The 20,953-nt window shown below is 72.5% G+C and carries 18 protein-coding genes; 8 read left to right on the forward strand and 10 right to left on the reverse strand.

The genetic code is table 11. From position 1 onward, the window contains the following. Window positions 1-64 precede the first annotated feature (64 nt). Together ABT232_RS31675 and ABT232_RS31680 are read right to left on the reverse strand one after the other, a co-directional pair. Window positions 65-772 (reverse strand): B3/B4 domain-containing protein, encoded by a 708-nt coding sequence (locus ABT232_RS31675; protein ID WP_351846324.1) that lies wholly within the window; start codon window positions 770-772, stop codon window positions 65-67. Window positions 773-835: 63 nt separating this feature from the next. Continuing rightward, window positions 836-1,672 carry an EamA family transporter gene (locus ABT232_RS31680; protein ID WP_351846327.1) on the reverse strand — a complete coding sequence of 279 codons (837 nt, stop codon included), beginning with the start codon at window positions 1,670-1,672 and terminating at the stop codon, window positions 836-838. Window positions 1,673-1,815: 143 nt separating this feature from the next. Between ABT232_RS31680 and ABT232_RS31685 the strand changes: the two genes are divergently transcribed. Beyond that, the gene (locus ABT232_RS31685) at window positions 1,816-2,412 is read left to right on the forward strand and encodes a helix-turn-helix domain-containing protein (RefSeq protein ID WP_351846329.1); all 597 of its coding nucleotides are present in this window, start codon (window positions 1,816-1,818) and stop codon (window positions 2,410-2,412) included. A 63-nt stretch (window positions 2,413-2,475) separates the two neighbouring features. Here the strand turns inward: ABT232_RS31685 and ABT232_RS31690 are convergent, their stop codons facing one another. The 3 genes from ABT232_RS31690 to ABT232_RS31700 form a co-directional block, all read right to left on the reverse strand. Next, window positions 2,476-4,638 carry a glycoside hydrolase family 99 protein gene (locus ABT232_RS31690; protein ID WP_351846331.1) on the reverse strand — a complete coding sequence of 721 codons (2,163 nt, stop codon included), beginning with the start codon at window positions 4,636-4,638 and terminating at the stop codon, window positions 2,476-2,478. Window positions 4,639-4,640: 2 nt separating this feature from the next. Continuing rightward, entirely contained in the window at window positions 4,641-7,481 is a 2,841-nt protein-coding gene (locus ABT232_RS31695) for a carbohydrate-binding protein (protein WP_351846334.1), read from the reverse strand. A gap of 284 nt (window positions 7,482-7,765) precedes the next feature. Continuing rightward, complete coding sequence (locus ABT232_RS31700; RefSeq protein ID WP_351846337.1) at window positions 7,766-8,944, reverse strand: alginate lyase family protein; 1,179 nt, start codon at window positions 8,942-8,944, stop codon at window positions 7,766-7,768. A gap of 269 nt (window positions 8,945-9,213) precedes the next feature. Here ABT232_RS31700 and ABT232_RS31705 point away from each other — a divergent pair, with 269 nt between their 5' ends. Next, window positions 9,214-9,954: an SDR family oxidoreductase gene (locus tag ABT232_RS31705; RefSeq protein ID WP_351846339.1), complete on the forward strand. Its 741-nt coding sequence runs from the start codon at window positions 9,214-9,216 to the stop codon at window positions 9,952-9,954. 107 nt (window positions 9,955-10,061) lie between these two features. Here ABT232_RS31705 and ABT232_RS31710 read toward each other — a convergent pair whose 3' ends face one another. Both ABT232_RS31710 and ABT232_RS31715 read right to left on the reverse strand, forming a co-directional pair. After that, entirely contained in the window at window positions 10,062-10,976 is a 915-nt protein-coding gene (locus ABT232_RS31710) for an RNA polymerase sigma-70 factor (RefSeq protein ID WP_351846342.1), read from the reverse strand. Between the two features lie 142 nt (window positions 10,977-11,118). Then, a complete protein-coding gene (locus ABT232_RS31715; RefSeq protein WP_351846345.1) occupies window positions 11,119-12,519 on the reverse strand; it encodes an MFS transporter in 1,401 nt (466 codons plus the stop codon). Between the two features lie 102 nt (window positions 12,520-12,621). On the opposite strand from ABT232_RS31715, the gene ABT232_RS31720 reads away from it, so the two are divergent. The 5 genes from ABT232_RS31720 to ABT232_RS31740 all read left to right on the forward strand — a co-directional run bounded on the left by ABT232_RS31720 (window position 12,622) and on the right by ABT232_RS31740 (window position 17,136). After that, the gene (locus ABT232_RS31720; RefSeq protein WP_351846348.1) at window positions 12,622-13,200 is read left to right on the forward strand and encodes a helix-turn-helix domain-containing protein; all 579 of its coding nucleotides are present in this window, start codon (window positions 12,622-12,624) and stop codon (window positions 13,198-13,200) included. A 21-nt stretch (window positions 13,201-13,221) separates the two neighbouring features. Further along, window positions 13,222-13,794 carry a serine hydrolase domain-containing protein gene (locus ABT232_RS31725; protein ID WP_502975512.1) on the forward strand — a complete coding sequence of 191 codons (573 nt, stop codon included), beginning with the start codon at window positions 13,222-13,224 and terminating at the stop codon, window positions 13,792-13,794. Between the two features lie 426 nt (window positions 13,795-14,220). Next, window positions 14,221-14,655 (forward strand): nuclear transport factor 2 family protein, encoded by a 435-nt coding sequence (locus ABT232_RS31730; protein WP_351846351.1) that lies wholly within the window; start codon window positions 14,221-14,223, stop codon window positions 14,653-14,655. Between the two features lie 129 nt (window positions 14,656-14,784). After that, on the forward strand, window positions 14,785-16,203 hold the full coding sequence (locus ABT232_RS31735) for a diacylglycerol/lipid kinase family protein (RefSeq protein WP_351846353.1): 1,419 nt from the start codon (window positions 14,785-14,787) through the stop codon (window positions 16,201-16,203). Window positions 16,204-16,515: 312 nt separating this feature from the next. Further along, entirely contained in the window at window positions 16,516-17,136 is a 621-nt protein-coding gene (locus tag ABT232_RS31740; RefSeq protein ID WP_351846356.1) for a hypothetical protein, read from the forward strand. Window positions 17,137-17,178: 42 nt separating this feature from the next. On the opposite strand, the gene ABT232_RS31745 is transcribed toward ABT232_RS31740, so the two are convergent. Both ABT232_RS31745 and ABT232_RS31750 read right to left on the reverse strand, forming a co-directional pair. Continuing rightward, complete coding sequence (locus ABT232_RS31745) at window positions 17,179-18,153, reverse strand: endonuclease/exonuclease/phosphatase family protein (RefSeq protein ID WP_351846359.1); 975 nt, start codon at window positions 18,151-18,153, stop codon at window positions 17,179-17,181. A gap of 57 nt (window positions 18,154-18,210) precedes the next feature. Further along, a complete protein-coding gene (locus tag ABT232_RS31750) occupies window positions 18,211-18,654 on the reverse strand; it encodes a GNAT family N-acetyltransferase (RefSeq protein ID WP_351846361.1) in 444 nt (147 codons plus the stop codon). Between the two features lie 213 nt (window positions 18,655-18,867). Between ABT232_RS31750 and ABT232_RS31755 the strand changes: the two genes are divergently transcribed. Next, complete coding sequence (locus tag ABT232_RS31755) at window positions 18,868-20,010, forward strand: polyprenyl synthetase family protein (RefSeq protein WP_351846365.1); 1,143 nt, start codon at window positions 18,868-18,870, stop codon at window positions 20,008-20,010. A 22-nt stretch (window positions 20,011-20,032) separates the two neighbouring features. Here the strand turns inward: ABT232_RS31755 and ABT232_RS31760 are convergent, their stop codons facing one another. Beyond that, the gene (locus ABT232_RS31760) at window positions 20,033-20,662 is read right to left on the reverse strand and encodes a hypothetical protein (protein ID WP_351846368.1); all 630 of its coding nucleotides are present in this window, start codon (window positions 20,660-20,662) and stop codon (window positions 20,033-20,035) included. Between the last annotated feature and the right edge of the window lie 291 nt (window positions 20,663-20,953).

The raw sequence follows: 20,953 nt of genomic DNA on the forward strand, positions 1-20,953 counted from the left end.
ACCGTACGCCGCAGCCGTACGACGCTCCAGTCGATCACGCGGCCCGCGCCTTCGCGGGCAGGAATCAGGCGGTGACCTGCGGTTGGGCCGGGCTGAGGTGGTGCACGGCGGTCCGCTCGGCGTGCGGGGCGAGCAGGCCCTGGAGTTCGTCCGCCGCGACCTCGAGGAGGTCGCCGTCGCGGTCGGCGTGGAGGGTCTCCAGGAGGAAGACGACGTGCGCGGAGTCCTCGGTGACGCGGGTGCGGTGGGCGTCGCGGTGGTTCCAGTGACGTGTCAGCACGCCCGTGCCGTCCACGTAGACGATCTCTCCCGGCCTGGGCTGCTCGACGGTGTCCGGTTCGCCGAGCGGGGTGAAGGACTCGGTGCCGTCCGCGTGCCGGACGACCACCTCACCGGTGACGTGGTCCAGGTCGAAGGCGCCGGCGGGCAGGCCGTGGCGGACGGAGACGACGTTGTACGAGTCGACGGCCGGGTTGATGCGGGGCAGCTCCCCCTTCTTGGCGAGGCGGCGGCCGAGCGCGTCGACGCTGGGGCGGATACGGCGGGGATTGGTGCCGAAGGAGCGGTAGGCGGTGTGCCACGCCTCGATGCGCGGGTCGGTCTCGTCGGCGGGGTGCCAGGTGCCGTCGGCGAGCTGCCGCTCCAGTTCCGCCACCGCGGCCGTGGTCTGCGGCCAGGACTCGTGTCCGCGCAGGCCGTCGGCGGTGACCAGGGCGATGAGGGTGCCGGGGAACGCGTCGGCGACGGCGGGGGCCAGGCGGAAGGCGGTCATGGTCGGGTCCGTTTCCTGTGTCGGGGCGGGGTGGGTCGGGGGCCGGGGTCGGTGGTGGGCCGCTCAGGTCAGCGCGAGGAGGCTGACGGCGACGGCGGCGGTGCCCAGGCCGACGAGCTGGCCGCGGTGGATGCGCTCGGCGAGTACACCGCGGGCGAGCAGGACGGTGCCGGCCGGGTAGAGGGCGGTGATCACGGCGACGACGGTCAGGTCGCCGGAGCGGACGGCGAGCAGGAACAGCAGGTTCGCCACCGAGTCCAGCACCCCCGCGGCGGCCGACATCGCGTAGGCCGGGCGCTCGGGGCCCAGCCGGCGGCGCAGCAGGCCGGCGGCGGCGAGGGTGACGGCGGAGGAGACCGCGCGGCCGACGATCAGCGGGGCGACACCGCTGTCGGCGGGTGCCTGGTGCAGGAAGACCAGCTGGAGGGCGATGGCGGCTCCGGCGCCGAGGGCGAGCAGCAGGGCGGTGCGGGAGGGGCGGGCCGAGCCGGCGCCGTGGCCGGCGCTGACCAGCACCACCGCGACCAGCGCGAGCGGCAGCCCGACCAGCCCGGCGGCGGCCAGGTGCTCGCCTTGCAGCAGGCCGACGCCGACCGGCAGGGCCGCGGAGACCAGGGCGGTGACGGGCGAGAGGACGTTCATGGGGCCGATCGCCAGGGTGCGGTAGAGCAGGGCGAAGGCGGCGGCCGAGGCGACGCCGGAGACGGCGCCCCAGCCGACGGCACCGGCGCTGAAGGAGGCGCCGAGCACCGGCCACAGCAGAAGTTCGACCGCGAGACTCGCCGGGGCGGCGATCATCACGGTGCGCAGTACATGGGCCTTGCGGGAGCCGAGCCCTCCGAAGAAGTCGGCGCATCCGTAGGCGAGTGAGCTGCCCAGGGCCAGCAGCAGAGCGATCACGGCACATCCCTTACACTGTCAGTAGAACGACCGCACCGTACACCAAAATGACCGACCCTTGTCAATGAAACGACCGTGCGGTGCAACCGACCGACCCTGCCGATAATCCTGCCCAATGACCCCGCTGCGAGGATGGAGATCAGGTGGCCGAGACAGCCGCAGCCCTGCGGACGGTCGCGCACAACGTCCGGGCGGCCCGTATCCGCGCGGGCCTGTCGCTGGAGGAACTCGGCCGGCGCGCCCAGGTGAGCAAAGGCGCACTGGTGGGCCTGGAGAAGGCCCAGGGCAATCCCAATCTGGCCACGCTGGTCCGGCTCGCCGACACCCTCGGCATCTCGGTGTCCGCCCTGATGCAGGGGCCGGCGGAGGGCCGTGTCCGAGTGGTGTCCGCCGACGAGGTGGCACCGCTGTGGACGGGCGAGCACGGTGGAGAGGCCCGGCTGATGCTCACCACCTCGGGCCCGGCCCCGGTCGAGGTGTGGCGCTGGCGTCTGGAGCCCGACGAGGAGTACCCCAGCCACCCGCACCAGGCCGGCGTGGTGGAGACCGTCAGTGTGGTCTCCGGCCGGATGACCCTCGTCGTCGACGGCACCGAGCACTCCCTCGACGCCGGACAGACCGCCACGTTCGACGGCGACGCCCCGCACACCTACCGCAGCGCGGGCACCGGAACCTGCCACCTGATCATGACGGTCCATCTGCCGCCCGGCCCGGTCACCGCACCCTCACCCTCACTCTGATCCGGGGACGCCCGGCAGGTGCGGGCCGGACGTCCCGGTGCACGTCCCTGAGCGCGTGCCGCGTCAGCGCCGTGTCGCGGTGGCGAAGCGGGCCGCCCAGTACGCGGTGCGGTCCAGGTAGGCCGTCTCCGCGGCCGTGCCGGTCAGGCCGTAGGCGCCGTCGTAGGTGCGGTAGCCGTGCCCGGCGGGCGGGGTCGAGTCGGCCGGTTCGATGGAACTGCCCTCGTGCCATTCGTTGAACGAGGTCACCGACACCCAGGTCGGGTCGCCTCCGACGGCCGGGTCGAGGGCGTTGGACCACTGCCGGTCGTAGGCCGTGCCGTTCGCCCGCTCCACGGTGGGTGTGGTGTTGCCAGGCACCGCTCGGTCGTCCAGGTAGCCGGGGGCGACGGACGGGGCCCAGATCAGGCCACGGGCGCGGGCGTGATCACCGGCCTGCTTCCAGCCGGGGGCGGTGGCTCCGGCGATGCCGTCGTAGGTGTACATGCCGGAGAAGTGGGCGATCTTCGTGGTGTCGGTGGTCTGCGCCAGCACGATGCTGGTGTCCGTGACCTGGTCCAGCGCCGACCAGTCGGTGATGTCCAGGCTCTGGAAGACGTAGAACGCCCCTCGTCCGCCGTGCTCGGCGGAGCGGTAAAAGGCCGGATGGCCGCCGTAGGTGCTGTTGACGTACTCGATGTCGGCGACGGTGGACGCCGCCGTGCGGCCCGCGTACGGCTCCAGGTGCCAGGCCACCTTCACGCCCTCCTGCTGCGCGGCGTCGAGGATGCCCCGGGCGAGCCGGTCCTCGTAGCCGCCGCGGCCCCACCAGCTGGTGACGACGACACCGGCGCCGGAGCGGGCGACCCACTTCATGTGCTGGGCCACCACACCGGAGAAGTCACCCGAGTCGTACGGGCCGAGCGTCGGGTAGAAGTCGGCGCCGATGTCGTCCGGCGGGGTGCGGCCGCCCTGCTGCCAGTGCCGCCAGCCGCCGTTGACCGCCGGGCTGCCGTACCACGGGTAGTAGAAGAGGTGGACGTCCGGGTTGGGAGCCGTCGCCGCGGGCTGGGTGGCCAGGGTGAAGGTGTCGATGTCGAAGAGGGCTCCGCCGCCGCCCGTGAATCTCAGGACCAGCGGCCCGGAGGCCGTGGCGGTGAGCGTGGTCGACACCGTCGTGAACGTCTCCCAGCCGCCGGTCACCGGTACGCGCACCGAGCCGAGGAGGGTGCCGGTGGCCGAGCCGGAACGGATCTCGACGGTGCCGCCCGCGCCGGCCGAGGAGACCTTGGCGGTGAAGGTCCTGGCGCCGGCCGTCGAGACGGAGGAGTACGCGGCCCAGTCGCCGTTGTCGATGTGGCCGAGGGTCTGCCCGCCGCTGGCCGGGGCGTGCGCCGCGGCCTGGACACCGGAACCCGAGCTGTACGACTCCGCCTCCACCGGCGCGGTGCCGGCCGGGGCCGAGCAGTCGGCCGGCGCCTGACCCGCCGTGTAGCGCACGGCGCCGAGCAGCAGGTTCCGGAAGGCCGGGTCGGCGTAGGACGCGGCCGTGTGACCGAGGCCGGTGTAGAAGGAGCGTCCCTTGCCCTGGGGGTGGCACCAGGTGATGGGGTGGTCCGCGCCCATCTCGCCGCCGCCGTAGCTGCTCTCGTCGAGGGTCTGGAGCACATGCACGCCGGGTCGCGGGTTGGTGCGGTAGTTGTACCACTCGTCGGTGCGGGTCCAGGTGGCGCCGAGGTGCGCGGTCGCCGGATGGGTGCGGTCCTCGTTTCGGACGGTGGCCTGCTGGATGGCCGGGTGGCTCTTGAACCAGGCGCCGACGAGCTTGCCGTAGTAGGGCCAGTCGTACTCGGTGTCGGCCGCCGCGTGCACGCCGAGGAAACCGCCGCCGCCGTCGACGTAGGACTCCAGGGCGCTCTGCTGGGTGGTGTTCAGGACGTCACCGGTGGTGTTGAGGAACACGACCGTTTCGTACGTGGCGAGGTTCGCCGGGGTGAAGGCCGCCGCGTCCTCGGTGGCCGTGACGGAGAAGTCCGCCTGGGTGCCGAGGGAGCGCAGGGCGTCGATGCCGGCGGGGATGGCGTCGTGGCGGAATCCGGCCGTGCGGGAGAAGACCAGGACGTCGTAGGCGGCCTGCGCGTCGTCCTGGGCAGCTCGGGCGGTTCCGGCGGGTGCGGCCAGCGCGCAGGCCAGCGCCAGGGCGAGGGCCGCCGGGCCGCGCCGGGTCCGCCCTCTCGGGTCGCTCATGGTCATCGCCCCTTTCGTGCCGCGGTGGTCAGGGTGAAGGTGTCGACGTCGAAGAGGAATCCGCTGCCGCCGGTGAAGGTGAGGAACAGCGGTCCCGAACCGGTGCCGGTGAGGGCGGTGCTGACGGTGGCGAACGTCTCCCAGCCGCCGGTCACGGGCACGGTCACGGAACCGAGCACCGGGCCGGTCGCCGAGCCGGAGCGGATCTGGAGGGTGCCGCCGGCGCCGGCCGAGGACACCTTTGCCGAGAAGGCGGTCGCGCCCGCGGTGGAGACGGTCGTGTAGCCGGCCCAGTCGCCGTTCTCTATGTAGCCGAGGGTCTGCCCGCCGCTTGCCGGGGCGTGCGCGGCGGACTGGACACCGGAGCCGGAGGTGAACGCCTCCGCCTCCCGGGTGGTCCCGCCCGGGGTGCCGGTGGTGAAGGTGAACGCGTCGACGTCGTAGAGGTTGCCCTGGCCGGTGGGCCCCCGGAAGACGAGGAACAGCTCGGTGGTGCCCGAGGGGACGGCGGACAGGCCGGTGGAGACGTCGGTGAAGGTCTCCCAGCCGCCGGTCACCGGCACGGTGACGGTGCCGAGAAGGGTGCCCGTCGGGGAGCCGGTCCGGACTTCGAGGGTGCCGCCGGCCCCGGCGGAGGACACCCGTGCGGTGAACCTGGTCGCGCCCGCGAGCGCGTACGGCTTGAAGGAGATCCAGTCGCCGTTGTCGGTGAAGCCGACCGTTCTGCCGCCCTCGGCGGGGCCGTGCGCGGCGGTCTCGATGCCGGACTGGCCGGTGAAGTGCTCGGCCTGCCGGTGCCTGGGCTGGAGGGTGCGCGGGGAGTGGCCGGTCAGGCCTCCGCCGTCGGTGTACTCGGCGTCGAGGACGCCGTACAGGTTGGCCGCGCTGTCGTGCTCACCGTCCTGCGGGACGGTGATGGTGCCGGTGCAGCCGTTCGCGGAGGTGATGGCGTGGGTGTGGCTGTCATGGCCGAGGAGGTACGTGACCTTCACCTTGGCGCAGTCGACGGTGCCGTCCTCGGGGTCGGTGACCTGGACGCGGAAGGGCACGGTGTCGCCGAAGGAGAACAACTGGCCGTCGGCGGGCGTCTGGAGGGTGACGGTCGGCGCGGTGTTGCCCGCGGTGATCACCAGGCTGGCCGTGCCGGTCAGGCCCTCGGGATCCTTCACGGTGAGGGTGGGGCGGTAGGTGCCCTTCGTGGTGTACGTGTGGCTGGGGTTGGCCTGCGTGGAGGTCGAACCGTCGCCGAAGTCCCAGGAGTACGTCAGCGGCCGCCCCTCGGGGTCGGTGCTGCCCTGGGAGGAGAACTGCACGGTCAGCGGCAGCGCGCCGGAGGTCCGGTCGGCGGCGGCCTTGGCCACCGGGTTGCGGTTGCTGCCGGCGATGTACTCGACGCGGTACAGCGCCTGGTTGTTGCCGCCGGTGCCGTAGTCCAGGACGTACAGCGCGCCGTCCGGGCCGAAGTCGGTGTCCATCACCTGGGTGCCGTTCCAGGGGAAGTCCTCGATGGTGCCGTACGAGCCGTCGCTCCTCACCTCGACCGACTTGATCCACTGGCGTCCGTACTCGGCCGCGAGGAAGCGTCCGTCCAGGGACTGCGGGAACTTGACGGACGAGTCGAGGGCCGGGTCGTAGCGGTAGACCTCGCCGCCCATCGGGGACTCGGAGCCGCCGCCGAACTCCGGTGGCGAGCCGTCCAGGCCGTACTTGATCCAGCTGGCCCTGGCCGGGGGCAGCTGCGGCCGGCCGGTGTTGCGGAAGGAGTTGTTGACCGGGCCGCCCGCGCAGTCGTACTTGGCGCCGGAGGGGCCGCTGGGAAAGGTGTACTCGTTGTACGTCTCGGCGGTGGTGTTGGTGCCGGTGCAGTAGGGCCAGCCGTAGTTGCCGGGGCCGGTGATCCGGTCGAACTCGACCTGGCCGCCGGGGCCGCGTCCGGCGTCCGTGCCGCCGGCGTCCGGGCCGTAGTCGCCGAGGTAGACGGTTCCGGTGGCGCGGTCCACGGACATGCGGAACGGGTTGCGGAAGCCCATCGCGTAGATCTCCGGCCGGGTGTTCGCGGTACCGGGTGCGAACAGGTTGCCGGCCGGGACGGTGTAGCCCCCGGCGGCGGTGGGCTTGACGCGCAGCAGCTTCCCGCGCAGGTCATTGGTGTTGCCGGAGCTGCGCTGGGCGTCGAACTGCGGGTTGCGGTCGGCGCGTTCGTCGATCGGGGCGTAACCGGCGGAGTCGAAGGGGTTGGTGTCGTCGCCGGTGGTCAGGTAGAGGTTCCCGGCCGCGTCGAAGTCGATGTCGCCGCCGACGTGACAGCACTGGCCGCGGTCGTTGGGCACTTCGAGGACGACCTTCTCGCTGGCGAGGTCCAGGGTGTTGTCGGTCTTCAGGGTGAAGCGCGAGAGGTTCAGATGTCCTTTCCACGCCGCGAAGTCGGCGGCGGTGCCGGTGACCGGGGCGTCGCCCGCGGGGGTGCTGAGCCTGGGCGAGTAGTACAGGTAGACGTACCGGTTGGTGGTGAAGCCCGGGTCGGCGGCGACGCCCTGGAGGCCTTCCTCGTCGTGGGTGTACACGTCGAGCTTGCCGGCCACCTTGGTGTTTCCGGCGGCGTCGGTGTGGCGGACCGTGCCGTCCCGCGCGGTGTGCAGGACCGAGCGGTCGGGCAGCACGGCCAACGACATCGGCTCGCCCAACTCGGCGGCACCGGCTGCCAGTTGTACTTGTTGGTAGTCGGCGGGCGGGATGTCCGCGGGGGCGGCCGCCGCGGACGACGGTAAGGCCAGAGCCGTTCCGGAGAGCAGCAGGGCCAGGGACGTGAGCCATCTGAGCCCTGCGTGAGGGCGCTGAGACATGACGGAGCTTTCCTTCCTGACGGTGGGGGATGTCAGGCAAGGCGCGCGCCGGCCGCGCTTGCCGCGTGCGTCAGCGGTGCTCTGGTGCGGTCAGGCGTGGTAATTGCGTGGGTCGCGCGGGAGATTGCACGACTGTGCGGTTCCCTTGCACTGTGGCGACCCGCGGGTGCATTTGTCAATGGCCTGTCAAAATGGCTTCCTCGTGCACGGATCGGTGAACGGACCGGTGCGGGGAACAGCGGAGAGAACAGCGGGGCGGCACGGACACCGCCCCGCTGTTCGGGTCAGGCGGGGTTGTCCCCCTGGGTCAGCGTCTCCCAGGCGACGAAGAGGTTGTTCGTCCCCATCGGGCGTCGGGCCAGCGTGTACGCCTCGGTGTTGGACATGGCGTACCCGAGCCGGTTGTGCATGGCGTTGTAGCCGACCTCGGTGACCGGGCCGAGTCCGCGGTTGACGCTTCCGCCGCACAGCCAGGACGGCGGGCTGTTCAGTTCGTACGTGGCATGGAAGCCGAGGGCGTGCCGGATCCGCTCGCCGAACTCGGTGTAGAGGTCCTGGCCCTGGATGCGGGCGGTCTCGGCGACCTGGGCGATGGCCGCGATGCCGTAGCCGGTGTGGGCGAAGTCCCGGCAGGTCTCCTGAGCGAGCCCGTTCACGAAGGTGGTCTGGCCGTGCCAGTAGCTGATGATCTCGTCGCGGGTGTCGCGTCCGTCGCCCGGCTTGGTGCGCGGCAGGGCACCGTCGGAGGTGAGGTAGATGAACGCGGGCACGCGGTTGCGGTAGAGCGAGACGGCACGGTCGTAGATCGCCTTGTCGTCGAGGAAGACCCCGATGCCGATGATGGCCTGGGTCATGCTCAGCTCCCAGTTGCCGTTGGAATTGGAGCCGTTCTGGATCTCCGGGTAGTAGACGTTGCGGAGCATGCCGGCGAAGCGGCCGGAGTTGGGCCAGTTGCCGTAGACGTGCTTGATGATCTCGGCGGCCTTGGGCCAGGTGGAGGCGGCCCAGGCGGTCTGGAGCGGCGCGTTGCTGTTGGTGTGGTCCTGGACGGTGGCCGACCAGGCGTCCATGATCTGGATCGCCTTGGTGGCGTGGGCGGTGTCGCGGGTGACGTACCAGGCCAGGGCGTGGGTGTACGCGGCGATGGCGTCCTCACGCTCGTCGGTGCAGCCGTAGTTGGGGTTGGAGTACGAGCCGCATTCGACGACGGCGCGCGGGTGCGGCGTGTAGGAGAGGGACGCGTACCGCGAGTTCATCATCTGGCTGTAGGCGGCGGCCTGCGGTGCGGTGCCGGCGTCGACCCGGGCCCGCATGGTGTCCAGTTGGGCGCGGCTGACGCCGACGCCGGGATGGGTGAACGCGGCGGGGGCGTCCGGCCCGGCCGTGGCCGGCGCCGCGAGCACACCCGCCAGCAGCGCGCCGACGGCTGCGAGAAGGACGGACTTCAAGGTTCTGCTGCGCATGGGGGGAAGTACCTCTCTGCCGAACCTGGGTTCACATATATGACCATTCGCCGTCAATGTGAATGCCCGTTGACGTTCGGGAACGTAGTGACGCTCCATGGACACGTCAAGGTCTAGACCTGGATGGCGGTGGCGCCCGGAAGCATCCTCGGCACCGGCTGTCACAGACCCGCGGGCTGCCCTGTCTTGTAGACGTGCGCCTTCCGCGCACCGGGTCCGGCGGACGTCGCCGGTACCCGTCGGCAGGAAACGATCGAACGGAGACAGCGATGAAGATCGTGGTCGTCGGCGGTACAGGTCTCATCGGCTCACAGGTGGTCGCCCTGGTCCGCGACAACGGACACGAGGCCGTGCCCGCGGCTCCCTCCACCGGCGTCGACACCCTCACCGGCCAGGGCCTGGCGACGGCGCTCGAGGGCGCGGACGTGGTCGTGGACGTGTCGAACTCCCCGTCCTTCGAGACGGAGGCGGCGCTGGACTTCTTCACCCGCTCGGCACGGAGTCTGTTCGCGGCGGAGCGGGAGGCGGGCGTCCGCCACCACGTCACGCTGTCCATCGTCGGCGTCGACCAGGTACCCGACTACGGCTACTACCGGGCGAAGGTCGCCCAGGAGGACGCGGTGCGCGAGAGCGGTGTCCCCTACAGCATCGTGCGCGCCACCCAGTTCTTCGAGTTCATCGCTCCGGTGATGGCCATGTCCACGCAGGGTACGGAGGTACGGCTGCCGTCCACCCGGCTGCGCCCGATCGCCTCCGCCGAGGTCGCCGCCGCCGTCGCCGCCGCGGCGCAGGGCGAGCCGTCGAACGGCGTGCGGAACGTCGCGGGCCCCGAGATCCACGGCCTCGACCGGCTCGGCGAGATCACCCTCGCGATCAAGCCGGACGGCCGCACGGTCGTCACCGACGAGACGGCGGGCCTTTTCGCCAGCATGCCCGACGGCGTCCTCACCGGGGACGCCGGCGCGCACATCGCCGACGTCCGCTATGAGGAGTGGCTCAAGCGGAGCTGAGGTGGTGGGTTCTCGGAGTTCCCGGCCGGGGTGGGGGCGCTCCGGCCGGGGCGGGGAGCATGGGGGCTTGTGGGGCTGGGGGCGGCGGGTGCTTGGGGAGGCCGGTGCTACGGCCGCCCGCCGGCCCTCCCCGCCGAGTGCTCGTACGCCCTCAGCTTCTCGGGGGTCAGGATCCAGTACAGGCCGTCGATGCCGTCCGGGCCGGCGGTGAGGCTCACCAGGGCGACCGGGACCTCGTCCTGGACGAGCAGCACGCCGGGGCGGCCGTTCGCCTCGGCCACGCGGTAGTCGGCTCCGGGGAAGAACTTGTGGGCGAAGGCGCTGATCCTGGCGACGCGCTCGGCTCCGACGACCTCCAGCCGTGCCACGCCCCGCATCCCGTTGCCGTCCGCGTAGGCGACGACGTCCGCCGACAGCACGTCTTCGAGCGCGGAGACGTCACCGTGGCGCGCGGCGGCGACGAAGGCTTCCAGCAGCCGCCGGTGCTCCGCCGCACCGACGGCTTCACGGCGCTCGGCGGCCAGCCGTTTGCGGGCCCGGCTGACGATCTGCCGGGTGTTGGCCTGGCTCAGCTGGAGGATGCCCGCGATCTCGTCGTACGGGTAGTCGAACGCCTCCCGCAGCACGTAGGCCGCCCGCTCGACGGGGTTCAGCTTCTCCAGGACCAGCAGTACGGCCATCTCCAGCGCCTCGCCGCGCTCCGCGCCCACCTGCGGATCCACACTGGTGTCCACGGGCTCCGGCAGCCACGGGCCCACGTACGCCTCCCGGCGGACCCGCGCCGACTGCGCCACGTTGATGGCCAGGCGGGTGGTGATCCGCGCCAGGAAGGCGCCCGGGTCCTGGACCGCGTCCCGGTCGGCGCCCTGCCAGCGCACCCACACGTCCTGCACCACGTCCTCGGCCTCGACCACGCTGCCGAGCATGCGGTAGGCGATGCCGAAGAGCCGTGGCCGCAGCCGCTGGAACACCTCCGCGGCCTCGGTCAGCGCGTCGCCGGTGAGTGGCTGTCGCTCGTCCATGGTGCCGAAGTCCTCCGCGGGTCGACCGTCGTGCCCCCTGGGCAGCCGTCCCCCGGCGCGAGGACGGCACGCCTCCGGCGATCCTACGGCCGCCACGCCGCACGGGCCGACCGGTGCCCTCGGACCGGGCGGGAGATGTCCGCTACGCCTTGGCCGCGGTCGTCGGCTGGGACGTGCGGGCCACGGCGAACAGGAAGAGGCCACAGGCCGTGACGATCAGCCAGCCCGTGTGCGAGGCGCGGGCGAGGTCCGCGGGGGCGACGCCGGTGACCAGGGCTCCGGCGAGCGCGATGCCCACCGCCGAGCCGACCTGGCGCGCGGTCGAGGTGATCGCTCCCGCCACACCCGCCCGCGACGGCGGAAGGCCGCCGACCGCGGTGTTGGTGAGCGGGGCGTTGGCGAAGCCGAACCCGATCCCGATGAGCAGGAAGGCGAACAGGAGCAGCGGCACATCGGTGTGCGGGCCGAGGTTCACCAGGCTCAGCCCGCCCGCGGCGATGAAGGCGCCCGCGAGGAGCAGCGGACGACGTGGTCCGAGGCGCCCCACCAGGGAGCCGGACCAGGGTGCGCACAGTGTGGCGCCGAGCGCCATGGGCAGGGTGGCCGTGCCGGCGGCGAGCGGGGTCCAGCCGCGGCCGTGCTGGAGGTAGAGGGTGGTCAGCAGCAGGCTCACGTTGAGGGCGACGAACACCGCCACCGCGCCCAGGACCGCGGTCGCGAACGGGGGCCGCCGGAAGAGTCCGAGGTCCATCAGGGGTTCGGGACGGCGGAGTTCGACCCGGACGAACGCGGTGGCGGTGACGGCGATCAGGACGCAGCCGGTGAGCGCCGTCGGCGAGGTCCAGCCGATGCGGGGTCCTTCGATGAGGACGCCGACGAAGAGGAACAGGGCCGCGGTGAGCAGCGCCTGGCCGGCCGGGTCGAGCCGCCGGGCGCGCGCGCCGCGCGACTCCGGTACGAACACGGCGACCAGGACGAGGGCGGCGACGACGACCGGGACGTTGATCCAGAACACCGAGCGCCAGCCGAACGCGGCGATCAGCGCCCCGCCGGTGACCGGTCCCGCCGCCATGCTGAGCCCGAAGACCGACGCCCAGATGCCGATGGCGCGGGCCCGCTCCCGTGGATCGGGCATGGTGTTCACGACGATCGCCAGGGCCACCGGGCTCAGCATCGAGGCGCCGACGCCCTGGACGGCCCGCGCCGCGACGAGCACTCCGAGCGACGGCGCCAGGGAGCAGGCCAGTGAGGCGAGCCCGAACAGCACGAGCCCCGACTGGAAGACGCGGCGGCGTCCGAAGCGGTCCGCGAGCGCGCCGGACACGATGAGGAGGCTGGCGAGGACCACGGTGTAGGCGTCGACGACCCATTCGAGCCCTCGGGTCTCCACGTCCAGGCCGCGTCCGATCTCGGGCAGGCCCACGTTGACGATGGTGGTGTCCACGCCCACCAGGAACATGCTGAGCGCGCAGACCGCGAGGACGGTCCAGCGTCGGCGCGCGCCGAGCGCGGGTGGCGGGGCGGTCGGGGATGTGGTGCGCACGCGAGTTCTCCTCCGGTTCTGCCGGGTTGCTCTGCCCGCTCATGCTGGGTTCGGAGGGGATCGGCGGCCCAGGGAATTTGCGAAGGCCGCAAAATGGCCCTCATGGATGCGGAACTCTCGGAGATCCTCGACGGCATCGGGCCACGGCTGCGCGAACTGCGCCACGACCGCGGACTCACCCTGGAGGCGCTCGCGGACGACACCGGGATCTCGGTGAGCACACTGTCGCGGCTGGAGTCGGGGCTGCGGCGCCCGACCCTCGACCTGCTCATCCCGCTCGCGCGGGCGCACCGCGTCGCACTGGACCAGCTGGTGGCGGCTCCGGCCACCGGCGATCCACGCGTCCACCTCAAGCCGCGCAGCCGGGGGCGCGGGAGTGTCCTCGTACCGCTGACGCAGTATCCGGGCCGGGTCCAGGTCTTCAAGCAGGTGCTCGCGCACCGGGAGCCGAAGCTCGTCACCCACTCCGGCTACGAATGGCTGTACGTGCTCGCCGGGGAGCTCCGGCTCATCCTGGGCGAACGCGAGGTCACCCTCCGGCCGGGCGAGGTGGCCGAGTTCGACACCAACGAGCCCCACTGGTTCGGCCCCGCCGGCCCGGACGCGGTGGAGATCCTGCACCTGTTCGGCCCGCACGGCGACCAGGCCGTCGTCCGCACCGGTCCGTCGGCGGACGGCTAGGACCTGCCGCGCAGACCAGGCCTGGCGCCGCGGGAAGCGGGAGGACCGACCGGGGTGTACTCGAACACCAACTACCTGCTGCTCGGCCAACTCCTGGAGAAGGTCACCGGCGTCACGGCCGAGGAGTACATCACCCGGAACGTCATCGAGCGCGCCGGGCTCCGGCACACTGCGTTCCCGGCCGGCCCGCGGATCGAGGGACCGCACTCGCGGATGTACGAGGCGCTGTGGGGCACGATCGATCCGCCGCGCGACTACAGCGTCTACGACATGTCCTGGGTGGGCCCGTCGGCCGCACTGGTGTCGACCATGGACGACCTCAACCACTTCTACGCCGGCCTGCTCGACGGCAGGATCGTCAGCCAGACGTCACTGACGCAGATGCGGCGCACACTCCCGGTCCGCGCCCTGGACGGGACCACGATCGAGTACGGCCTGGGTCTCCAGCGGGTCGACGTCCCGGAGTGCGGCAAGGGAGGCGGCGGAACGGCGGCTGAGCGGCGGCCAAGCGGCGGCGGGCGTCCGGTCGCCTCCGCCGCGCATCTGGTCGGGGCGGCCGGTCCTTCGCCGCATCACGTGCGTCAACCGCCGTGACGCGCACCGCAGTTTCAGTCAATCGTTCGGACAGCTGCCTGGTCGGCCGGCTCGACTACCGAGACCAGGACACGGTGATCGTCCACGACCTGCTCCACACCCGGGTCGCCGGTGCCTGGCACCGACGGGCCGGCAGCTACCCGAAGCTGCGGATCGCGTCGTCATGGCTGGCCGCACGGTGCCGGGCGGCAGGGCTGGACGTACGCCGCGACACCGCCGACGCCAGAGGCATGCGCTTCCTGCACGCCGTACGACACCGACCGGCGACCGCTCCCCGACGCCCTCAACCACTCCTACATCTACTTCCGCTCCCACAGCGGGTGGCGCATGACCTCGCGGGTAATCGACCGCGCTCCGCTCCCCCGGCAGGATCGAGCACATCCGCACACCCCGCCGGGGTCCGGCCACAGCCGCGAGGAGAGCGCCATGTCCCACGAAGTCCACCCGCCCATGTCCCCCGCCGAGGCCACCCGCGCCGTCGTGGAGCAGTTCCTGGCCGCCCGGCTGGCCGGGGACACCGCGCGGCTCGTCGAGCTGTTCGCCGACGAGGTGGACTGGCTGCTCGCCGAGAATCCCGCCGTCCCGTGGATCCGCCCGCGAACCACCGCCGCCGAATGCGCCGCGCAGTTCGCGGAGCTGGCGGAGCACACCGTGCCCGAGGCGGCGCACGCCCGCGTCGACGCCGTCCTCGTCGACGGCACCGACGCGGTCCTGACGGGTCACCTCTCGGGAACCGTACGCGCGACCGGCAAGTCCTTCGAGGGCCCGTTCGCGCTGCGCCTCACCGTCGAGGACGGCCGGATCACCCGGCACCACCTCTACGAGAACAGCCTGTCGATCGCCGAGGCCTGCACCCCGTGAGACACACACCGGGCCACCTCCGGGCCAGTGCCTCGACCACGGCGCGGTGACAGGCCGTGTCCCCTCCCCCTTCCGCACACCGGCAGGGCCGCTTCGGTGGCTGCCGGTGTTTTCGGGGAAGTGGTGGTCATGACGACGACCGCCGGGACCGTCCGGCGGCGGTGGAGGGGACGAGTGGTAGCGGTGGTCAGGGAATGGGCGCATCGGCGTCAGGCCTGGGCGGCCAGAGCGGCGCTGCTGGCCGCGGCGGCGGCCCTGCTGCTGCCCCTTGCCGAGGGGGGTGTCCGCGGCCTGCTGTTGCTGGTGGCGGGCCTCGCGGGTCTCGCTCTCACGGTGGCGGCGGTGTGGTGGACGCTGTCGCGCCGGGGTGGTGTACGGATGGCCGCGGCGACGCTGGCCCTGCTCACTCCCGTCATGGTCGTCACGCTCTTCGCGCGGGCGAACCTGCTCTGGGTCGTCGTCCTGTCCGCCCTGCTGTGGTCGGCGGCGGTGTGGACCGGCCGGTACGCGCTGCGGAGCACCGGCGTGCGGTCCACCCGGGTCAAGGAGTACCGCACCCCGGCCCCACGGCGGCCCTTCCTGCTGCTCAATCCCCGCTCCGGCGGCGGAAAGGTGGAGCGGTTCGCCCTGCGGGAGAAGGCGGAGCGACTCGGTGCGCGGGTCGTGCTGCTCGACCCGGAGGAGCGGCCCGACGTGACGGCCCTGGCCCGGGCCGCAGTCGCGGACGGCGCCGACCTTCTCGGCGTCGGCGGCGGTGACGGCACGCAGGCTCTGGTCGCCGCCGTGGCGGCGGAGCACGGTCTGCCGTTCATGGTGATCTCGGCCGGAACCCGCAACCACTTCGCAATGGACCTGGGGCTGGACCGGGACGACCCCGCGGCCTGTCTGGACGCGCTCACCGATGGCGTCGAGGTCCGTGTGGACCTGTGCTTCGCGGGTGACCGTCCCTTCGTCAACAACGCCTCGTTCGGGGTGTACGGAGCAGTCGTGCAGAGCCCCGGCTACCGCGACGACAAGGTGGGTACGGCGTTGCAGCTGCTGCCCGAGCTGCTGGCCCGGGAGCGCGGTCCGCGGCTGACGGCCAGGTTCGGCCGGACCGCGATCGCCGATCCGCAGGCCGTGCTGGTCAGCAACAACCCCTACCGCCTGGACGACCCCTTCGGTTTCGGCCGGCGCGCGCGGCTGGACTCCGGGCGGCTCGGCGTGGTCACCGTGAAGGTGGACAGCGCGGTCGACGCCGCGGAGCTGCTGCTGGCCCCGGGCGGACTGAGCACCACCACCTCTCACGACGTGGTCATCGAGGCCGACGCACCCGAGGTGGAGGCCGGGCTCGACGGCGAGGCCGTCACCCTGCCCGCCCCCGTCCGCTGCCGCGTCGAGCGCCGCGTCCTGCGCGTCCGCGTCCCCCGCCAACGGCCCGGCACCCCCGACCCGCCGCCCCGGCTGGACTGGCGTCGCCTGCGCAAACTCGCGGCGGCGGTGGGCCGTACCGCCGTGCCCGCGCGGTCACGTGCCGAGGTGCGGGGCGACAGGTCCGGTCCGTCGTAGCGCCGGGGCCGGGCATCGGTACTTTCACCGGTCTCCCGGCCGGACGGCCGACACGCGGCGCAACGGCCCCTAGCCTCCTGGACCGAAGGACCGAGAGGACCGACAGGACCGACAGGACCGACAGGACCGACAGGACCGACAGGACCGAGAGAACGGTCGGGCCGAGAGAACGTGCGGGACTGCACGGCGCCCCCCGGCCCGGCCCGTCGGCGGCGCCTCCCGCGCCGGCGGTGAACCGGGCGCCGCTCGCCGCCGTGTTCCTGAACACCCGACGACCGGTCCGCGAGACCGGCGAAAGGAGCGGTGCGTCCCGTGCCCACTGACCACGCTTGCCGTACGGCCGCCGAGCAGGCCGCGCACTGTCTCACCCCCGTGCGCTCGGCGCTGGTGCCCGCCGACCCCGTGGAGCCGGCTCCGGCCGAGGTGATGCCCGTCGTCCTGCGGAACTACCTGGGCGCTTCCGCGCGGCCGTCCGCGCCGAGGGCGTCCGGTGCCCGGCGCCCGGCTCCGGTGGGCGTCGCGACGGGCGCGGTCGTCCTGCGGATGTGTCTCGACGGGCTGCACGCGGAGATGACCGGCACGATGACCGCCTGGCACACGGATCTCGGGCCCCGGCTGCGCGAGACACTGGCCGATCCGCGCTCGACCGGGCGGCCACAGGCCGACGCCTGGCAGCCCCTGACGGATCTGCAACTGCGGGCCCACGAGGTCCTGGCCACCGTGGCCGACCACGGCCGGACCGGCTCGGCGGGACCACGGCTGCTCATCGCCCGGTTCGCCCTGCTGGAGGACGCCGTGTCCGGTGCGCTGCGGCGTACGGCCGTACCGGCCGAGACGGCCGCCCGGTGCGCGGCAGGGCTGGCCGCCGCGGCCGGCTCGCTCTTCGGACTGGCCCTGCCGCAGACTGCGGGCGCGGAGAGCGGGCCGTACTGACCGGTGCGAGGGCGGCGGCGCGTGGCCGTCCGGTCCGGCGCCTCAGCCGAGGGTGATCCGGGCGGTCACCGGGAGATGGTCGCTGGTGGTGGCCGGCAGGGTGCGGATGCCGGCGACGGTCGCCGAGCGGGTCATCACCTGGTCGATGCGGGCCACCGGGAACACGGCCGGGAAACTCAAGGCGAAGCCTCGCTCCGGCACGTTCATCCGTGAGGTCAGCGGCGACAGCCCGCGGTCGTCGACCGTGCCGTTGAGGTCACCGAGGAGGACGACGGCCTCCTGCTCCTCGGCGGCGACCGCCCGGCCCAGCAGCCGGGCGCTCGCGTCGCGCCAGGAGGACGCGAGGCCGCTCGCGCCGACTCGGACCGAGGGCAGGTGCGCCACGTAGGCCGCGAGGGTGCCGTGCGGGGTGTGGACCACGACCCGCAGCCCACGGCTCCAGGGTTCGACGATCCCGTCCGGTTTGATGTCGACCGGCCGGACACCGCTGAGCGGATGCCGGGACCACAGCCCGACCGTGCCCCGGACCGCGTGGTACGGGTACCGCCGCGCGAGCGCGCTCTCGTAGCGGGGCAGTGCCTCGGGCACCAGTTCCTGGAGTGCGATGAGGTCGGGGCCGGCGTCGGCCAGGGCGCGGGCCGTCGCCACCGGCTCGGGATTCTCGTCGCTGACGTTGTGCTGTACGACGACCAGGTCGCGCGGGCCGGGTTTCGCGTCGCCGGGCACGAGGAGGCCGCCGAAGAGCTGCGTCCACGCCGCCACGGGCAGCAGCAGGGCCACCAGGGCGACGGCGGACCGGTACAGCGCCGCCAGGGCGAGGAGGACGACGACCAGCAGGCCGAGCCACGGCAGGAAGGACTCCAGCAGACTTCCCAGCCGTCCCACCCGGTTGGGCACCAGCCGGTGGAACGCCAGCAGCACCGCGGTCAGCACCGCGAGCGCGGCCAGGACACTCTCCCGCCGCCGCCTCCACGCCCACCGCTGTGCCGCTCCGGCACCGCCGTTCGTCCGCTCCACCGCCGCTCCCCCTCCGATCGCCCCGCCGACCGTACCCGCCCCGGCCGCGTGGCCGGGTCAGAGGGACGGCTTGCGCACCATGAAGACGTCCACCGGGTCCTCGCTCTCGAGGGTGAAGCCGTGCCGCTCGTACAGCCGTCGGGCCGCACTGCCCCGCAGCACGTTCAGGCGGACGAGGACCCCGGCGCGGTCGCATCGTTCCAGCAGTTCGCGCAGTACGTCCGACCCCACGCCGCCGCCCTGGACCTCCGGGGCCAGATAGAAGTGCTCCAGCCAGTGGGCGTCCTCCGCCGGGCGCAGCGCCACGCAGCCGGCGAACGCGCCGGCCACCTCGATCACCCAGGTGTGGGCTGGAGCGAAGCCGTCGCGCAGCCGTTGCCGCACCCGCTGCTCGTCGTACCGTCCGAGCCGTTCCAGATCCGCGCGCAGCACGGTCGCACGCAGCTCGGCCACCGCCTCGACGTCCGACGCCGAGGCCGGCCGCATCACCCAATTGGCCATGATCGCCACGCTACAGGCCCGCCCGCGCCGTCCGGCACTCCGCATCCCCGCCCCCTGGCTCCGCACGCGGCCCATGGGTTCGTCCGAGCGCGGTGTACGTTCCTACGACGTGTGTCCGGCCGTCGCCGCGCCGGACGACGACCGCTCGACCACCGCTCAACCGCCGCTCGACCCCGCTCGACCTTCGCTCGACCGCTCGGACAGGAACGTGCCATGGCCGACCCCGCCGCCGCCACCGTCACCGACCCCGACCTCACCGCCGGCCCCGACCTCACCGCCGATCTCATCCGGCGGACCCGCGCTCGCGCCGCCGGGTACGAGAGCCGGTTCAACGCACGGTTCGCCGAGTACTTCGACACGCTGGCCGCCACCATGGACGCGCCGGCGTTCAGCCGCTTCACGCCGGACTGCCTGCGGCTGCTGCGGGAACTGTCGCTGCGCGGCGGCAAGCGGATGCGGGTGGTGCTCCTGCACGAGGCCGCTCGTCTGGTGACCGGCGAACCGGTCGACGGACTGGACGCCGCCGCGCTGAGCATCGAACTGCTCCAGACGCATGGGCTGATCCACGACGACATCATCGACGACAGCCCCGTCCGGCGCGGCGGTCCCAGCACCTACTACGCCTACCGCGAGCGGTTCCCGCACCGGCCGCGGACCGCGCTCGGGCTCGCCGTACTGGCGGGTGACCTCGCTCTGGCGCTGTCCCTGCGGGTGCTCCTCGAAGCGGACGTGCCTCTGGCGGTGCGTCAGGCCATGGTCGAGGCGCACACCCGCGCCACGGCGAACACGTTCGTCGGGCAGATCGTCGATCTGGAACGCGACTTCACCACCGGGCTCCCGGACGAGGACGTCCTGCACGACGTGACGGACTACAAGTCCGCCCGCTACTCGCTCCTGGCGCCCATGGAGCTGGGCCTGCTGGCCGCCGGTGAGCAGCCGGACCGTTTCGCGCCCGAACTGCGGCGCTACGCAAGGCTGGTGGGGATCTGCGGGCAGATGCGGGACGACTACCTCGACCTGTTCGGCGACCCGGAGGTCACCGGAAAGCCGGTCGGCACCGACCTCCGCGACGGCCGGCACACCTACACGGTCCGAGCCCTCCTGGCCGGCGTCGACGGCGCGGACCGCGCCGTCGTGGAATCGGCCCTCGGTGACGCCGACTGCACCGCGGGGACCGTGGCCGCGGTACGGGAGATCGGTGTACGCCACGGGGTGGCAGCCGGGCTGCGCGCCGAGATGCGGCGCCACGCGGAGGAGGCCTCCGCGCTGGCCGCCGCATGGCGACCGCGGTGGCGGGAGGACGCGGTCGCCTTCTTCTCGTACCTGCCGGTGTGGAGCGTGGAACGCACGGCGTGACCGGCCGGGGACGGTGAACGCGCTACACCCGTTCGTCGCGGTACGCGCGGTTCTCGTGGCTCGCGCAGTCCTCGTGGCTCGCGCGGCCCGTGCGGTCCTCGCGGCCCATGTGGTTCTCGTCGTGCTGCTCCTGGTCCTTCAGCGCCGATCGCATGGACCGGGCGCGGTCCATGGCGTGGCGACGCATCCAGAGCACCCAGACACAGAACACGATCACGCCGATCGCGAAGAGCACCGGAAAGAGCAGCGAACCGGACAGCGCGCCGAGCACGAGCATGCCGACGGCGACCAGACCCATGAACCCGAGCCAGTACGGCAGCCACCGGCCGCCCCGCTCCATCTGCCCCAGCTGCTGGTCGACCAGCCGGCGCAGGATCGCCCGCTCCTCGGGGTCCTTCGGCACCTCACGACGCCGGATCCTGCGGTTGAGCTCACCTATCTCGCGCGGGTCGACACCGACCTCACGGCTTGCCTTGCGGCGTTGCACGGCCATGACGGTGACGCCGATGGCGGTGTACAGCGCGCCCTGGATCACCCAGATCACCGGGCTCGCATCCCGGCGGAACAGTGCGGCGATGCCCACCGCCAGCGGAAAGAGCAGGACGGTCTGCGCGAGCAGACTGCGGTCGAGCCAACGTTTCAAAGCACCCATGGCAGCTACCTCCTCTGTCGGTGTCCGGGTGCCCCCTCCCGGCCGGAGTAGTGGCGGCGAACCACGCCCGGTGACGCCGGTCTTGCCCTCGCGCGGAACTCAACAGGCTGCTCAACGGCAAGAGTTGTTCGGACTTCCCCCCACCACTGTCCGGCTCAGCACACGGTGACGGTGGTTCAGCCGGGGCGTGCGCGAGGTCTGGACAGTCGTCGGGGCGCGTGCTGTCATTCCGCTGTCACAAGATTTCCAACGTTGGAAGAGCGGACCCGCCACGTGTCCTCTGCCCGAGGA

The organism is Streptomyces sp. NPDC001532 (assembly GCF_040298625.1).
In the GTDB taxonomy this organism is placed as follows: domain Bacteria; phylum Actinomycetota; class Actinomycetes; order Streptomycetales; family Streptomycetaceae; genus Streptomyces.